Annotated in this window: 5 protein-coding genes; 3 read left to right on the top strand and 2 right to left on the bottom strand. The window is 61.8% G+C overall.

Annotated features, from left to right (window positions below; genetic code table 11):
• The first annotated feature begins 136 nt into the window (after window positions 1-136).
• Window positions 137-1,201, top strand: coding sequence for a hypothetical protein (locus B0W55_RS28985; RefSeq protein WP_077049331.1), 1,065 nt, complete (start codon window positions 137-139; stop codon window positions 1,199-1,201).
• Window positions 1,202-1,224: 23 nt separating this feature from the next.
• Window positions 1,225-1,578: a DUF1428 domain-containing protein gene (locus tag B0W55_RS28990; RefSeq protein WP_077049326.1), complete on the top strand. Its 354-nt coding sequence runs from the start codon at window positions 1,225-1,227 to the stop codon at window positions 1,576-1,578.
• Between the two features lie 15 nt (window positions 1,579-1,593).
• Here B0W55_RS28990 and B0W55_RS28995 read toward each other — a convergent pair whose 3' ends face one another.
• Window positions 1,594-1,788 (bottom strand): hypothetical protein, encoded by a 195-nt coding sequence (locus B0W55_RS28995; protein ID WP_077049327.1) that lies wholly within the window; start codon window positions 1,786-1,788, stop codon window positions 1,594-1,596.
• Between the two features lie 60 nt (window positions 1,789-1,848).
• Here B0W55_RS28995 and thpR point away from each other — a divergent pair, with 60 nt between their 5' ends.
• Entirely contained in the window at window positions 1,849-2,388 is a 540-nt protein-coding gene (gene thpR / locus B0W55_RS29000; RefSeq protein WP_077049328.1) for an RNA 2',3'-cyclic phosphodiesterase, read from the top strand.
• A 230-nt stretch (window positions 2,389-2,618) separates the two neighbouring features.
• Here the strand turns inward: thpR and B0W55_RS29010 are convergent, their stop codons facing one another.
• Window positions 2,619-3,716 (bottom strand): polyamine ABC transporter substrate-binding protein, encoded by a 1,098-nt coding sequence (locus tag B0W55_RS29010; RefSeq protein WP_077049330.1) that lies wholly within the window; start codon window positions 3,714-3,716, stop codon window positions 2,619-2,621.
• Window positions 3,717-3,922 lie beyond the last annotated feature (206 nt).

The raw sequence follows: 3,922 nt of genomic DNA on the forward strand, positions 1-3,922 counted from the left end.
CACACTGGGTTCTCTGATCGCCGCTGAACACTGTGGGAGCTGGCCTGCCAGCGATGGCGGCTGCAAGGTCACCATCGATCGGGATGACAACCACAGACACCTATACTCAATTGAGGGCCTCAAAGGAGCCACGATCTTGAGCCTGCGTTCGCTGATCGTCGTCGTGCTGCTGGTCGTGGCCGGATGCGCCACGGCGCCGCGCGCGCCGGTGCAAGTGCCGCAGGTCATGATCTCGCGCGGCACCTGGCAGCAAGTCGACCGGGAGATCATCGAAGCCTCGCAGTCCGCCACCGAGCAAACCAAAATCTACGCCCGCGGCGCCATGGACTACTGGCGCACGCGGGTTTATGAACTGACCGAAGAAAACTTCATCCCCTGGTTCAGCAGCTACTGGACCCAGGAATGGCTGTCGATGAAGGTCAGCTGGTACACCCTGAGCGCTCAGGGCGAGAAGGACGCTTCGGAAAAACGCCTGGCCGCCTATCTGCTGGAAGCCTACCAGGAGAAAGTCCTGGCTCCGGCCGCAGTAGAGGTCGACCCGGATGCGATCCTCAGCCTGGCTGCCGCCTTCTACGTCGACATCCTCAAGGAAGAACTGCAGAAAATCTCCCAGCGCCATGACGTGCCCATGGCCCAACTCAACGGGCGTATTCAGAAGATCCCCGCCATCGCCCTCGGGCCGCCGCCGGCTCGGGACGCCTCGCTGTATCAGATCGTTCACACCGAACAACTGAACACGCTGCCGGCCTACGCCGCACTGGTCGACAAGATCCACAAGGACGGTGGCGACAAAGGCGTGGGCTCCACCGATACCGCCATGGCCCCCGTGGCCAAACGCGCCAGCCAGCGCATGGAAGCCGAAATGGCACCCAGGGGAGCCGCCAGTGCGGTGGCCGCCGCGGCGGGCAAACTCGCCGGCGGCCTGATCACCGTCGGGGTCGCTGGGATTCGCGCATTGATCCAGGCCGCCGACCGGCCCGACAGCGAAGCGCTGATTCGCAGCAGCTTGGGCAACACCTTCGACAAGGCCTGGACCAAACTGGTGCAGAACCCCACCACCGGGGTCATGGCCGGCACCCTGTACATGGCGGGGCAGATCGAAGGCAACTTGGCCGCCAGCGCGCAACCGCCGGTCGGGGTGGATGTCGGTCATGTCGAATTCAGTCCGGGCCAATCGACTAGTCAGCAGATCAACCCGTGAACCTTTGAATCAGGAGAACACCCATGTCCTACGTCAGTGGTTTTGTCATTGCAGTGCCCACCGCCAACCGCGAAAAGTTCAGGAAGCACGCCGAGATGGCCGCGTCGATTTTCAAGGAAAACGGCGCCTTGAGCGTGGTCGAGTGCTGGGGCACGGATGTGCCTGATGGCAAGGTGACGTCGTTCCCCATGGCGGTGAAGCTCGAGCCGGACGAAACGGTAGTGTTCAGCTGGATTGTCTGGCCGGACAAGGCCACCAGCGACGCCGCGATGGAAAAAATCATGGCTGACCCGAACATGCAGCCGGACGCCAATCCGATGCCGTTCGATGGCCAGCGGATGATCTTCGGCGGTTTTGAAATCATCGTTAAGGCATGACCTGCCAACGCAGGATCACTCCGAGCCCGGGGTGATCCTGCAGCTCTTGCGCTCACGAATCTCGCGCTCGGTCGGCCGCTCCCTGACGAACTCGAAGCGCGGTTCGCCTTCGTTGTAGTGCACCAGCCAGCCCCATTCGAGTTCGGACTCGTCTTGACCGGGTTTCGGTGGCACGGCCCACCATGGCTCTTTGCTGATGATCTCGCGCATGGCCCCCTCCAGTTCAATCGGTTGCATGAACTATAACTTGGATGTCAGGAGGTGCCATGCATGAGCGACGAATCCCGTGAGCCGTTCAAACGGCTGTTTTTTGCCCTGGACTGCGCACCGGCGCAGCGCAAGGCCATTGCCCAGTGGCGCAGCGCTTTGCAGCTGCGTAGCGGCCGGCCGGTGCCGGTTGAGAATTTTCACCTGACCCTGAAGTTTCTGGGGGCCGTGGCCGTGGCGCAGATCGGCGATGTCTGCGAGGCGGCCGCGGCAGTGCGGACCTCGGCCGAGCGCCTGACCGTGGTGCTCGATCGCCTGGATGTGTGGCGCAGGGCAGGGGTGTTGGTGCTGGCGCCGGAGCAGGCACCGCCGGCGTTGCTGCGTCTGGTGTATGACCTGGAGCAGGCAATGTTGCCGTTTGGTCTGGAGGATGCACCGAAAGAATTTCGGCCTCATCTGACCCTGGCCCGCGACTATCGTGCGCCGGTCCCGGAATCACCCACCGCCCCGGAGTTTTTCCTGAGGGCCGATCGCTTCATCCTGTTCGAATCCCACAAGGGGCGGTACCGGCCACTGGCCGAATGGCCGTTGGGTACCGCGTAAACCCCAACAAAAAAAGGCGCCCGAGGGCGCCAAACTTCACCTTAACCGAGGAGCCAGGTGAGTGATGCAGCGGTGGTAAGGCGCTGCATGAATGGACATCTTGAGCGTGCATAGGCCTCTGTGGGAGCGGGCTTGCTCGCGAAAGCGGCGGCACAGTCAACATCGATGTCGTCTGACACACCGCTTTCGCGAGCAAGCCCGCTCCCACAGGGGGATCTGCGTCGTGTCAGTTACTGACCGAGTTTGACCTTGGTCCAACCCCGGGTCATCACCCGCTGCACGCCAATCGGCTGGTCAGGCACCGCATACAGCGTCGCCATCACCGCTTCAGGCGGATACGACCCCGGGTCATTGCGAATCGCCTCGTCCACCAAGGGCGTGGCCGCCGCGTTGGCGTTGCTGTAGCCGATGTTGTTGGTGATCTCGGCGATGATGTCCGGGCGCATCAGGAAGTTCATGAACAGGTAGGCGTTGTCGACGTTGGCGGCATCGCGGGGGATGGCGACCATGTCGTAGAAACTGCCGGCGCCTTCCTTGGGGATGCTGTAGTCGATCTTCACCTTGTCACCGGCTTCCTGGGCGCGGGCCTTGGCCTGCAGCACGTCGCCGGAGTAACCGACGGCCACGCAGATGTTGCCGTTGGCCAGGTCGGAGATGTACTTCGAGGAATGGAAGTACGCCACCGACGGGCGAATCTTCATGAACAGCGCCTCGGCTTCAGCGATGTGGCCCTTGTCCTGATCGTTCACCGGGTAGCCCAGGTAGTGCAGGGCGGCCGGGATCATCTCGGTGGGCGAATCGAGGAAACTGATGCCGCAGGCTTTGAGCTTCTCGGCGTTTTCCGGTTTGAACAGCAAGTCCCAGGAGTGGGTCGGGGCGTTGGCGCCGAGCACTTCCCTGACCTTGTCCGGGTTGAAGCCAATGCCGATCGAGCCCCACATGTAGGGGAACGCGTGAGCGTTGTCCGGGTCGCTGGCGGATGCGTTTTTCAGCAGCACCGGGTTGAGGTTCTTCCAGTTGGGCAGCTTCGATTTGTCCAGCGACTGGTACACGCCGGCCTTGATCTGCTTGGCCAGGAAGCTGTTGGACGGCACGACAATGTCGTACCCGGACTTGCCCGCCAGCAGGCGAGCTTCGAGGGTTTCGTTGCTGTCGAACACATCGTAGGTCACCTGGATCCCGGTCTCGTCTTCGAACTTCCTGATGGTGTCCGGGGCAATGTAATCCGACCAGTTGTAGACGCGCAGAACCTTGTCATTGGCCTGGGCGCCCGAGGCGATCGCGCCCAATAAGGACAGTGTCAGCAGAGTCCTGCCAAACATTTTCATCGGTACAACTCCATTTCTTTTTCTATTCAAAATCACAAAGCAAACATCGGTGAAGGCATTCATTGCTTGAAACAAGGCGCATTTCTGTGGCGAGGGAGCTTGCTCCCGTCCGGCTGCGAAGCAGTCGTAGAACCGTTGCACGCGGAGTCACTGATGCACCGCGGTCGCAGGTGTTGGGGCCGCTTCGCAGCCCGACGGGAGCAAGC

This window comes from Pseudomonas sp. KK4 (genome assembly GCF_001984065.1).
Taxonomy (GTDB): Bacteria; Pseudomonadota; Gammaproteobacteria; order Pseudomonadales; family Pseudomonadaceae; genus Aquipseudomonas.

Coding starts and splice junctions, on each gene's coding strand:
- B0W55_RS28990 (WP_077049326.1), top strand. CDS start 1,225: ATGTCCTACGTCAGTGGTTTTGTCATTGCAGTGCCCACCGCCAACCGC.
- B0W55_RS28995 (WP_077049327.1), bottom strand. CDS start 1,788: ATGCGCGAGATCATCAGCAAAGAGCCATGGTGGGCCGTGCCACCGAAA.
- thpR (WP_077049328.1), top strand. CDS start 1,849: ATGAGCGACGAATCCCGTGAGCCGTTCAAACGGCTGTTTTTTGCCCTG.
- B0W55_RS29010 (WP_077049330.1), bottom strand. CDS start 3,716: ATGAAAATGTTTGGCAGGACTCTGCTGACACTGTCCTTATTGGGCGCG.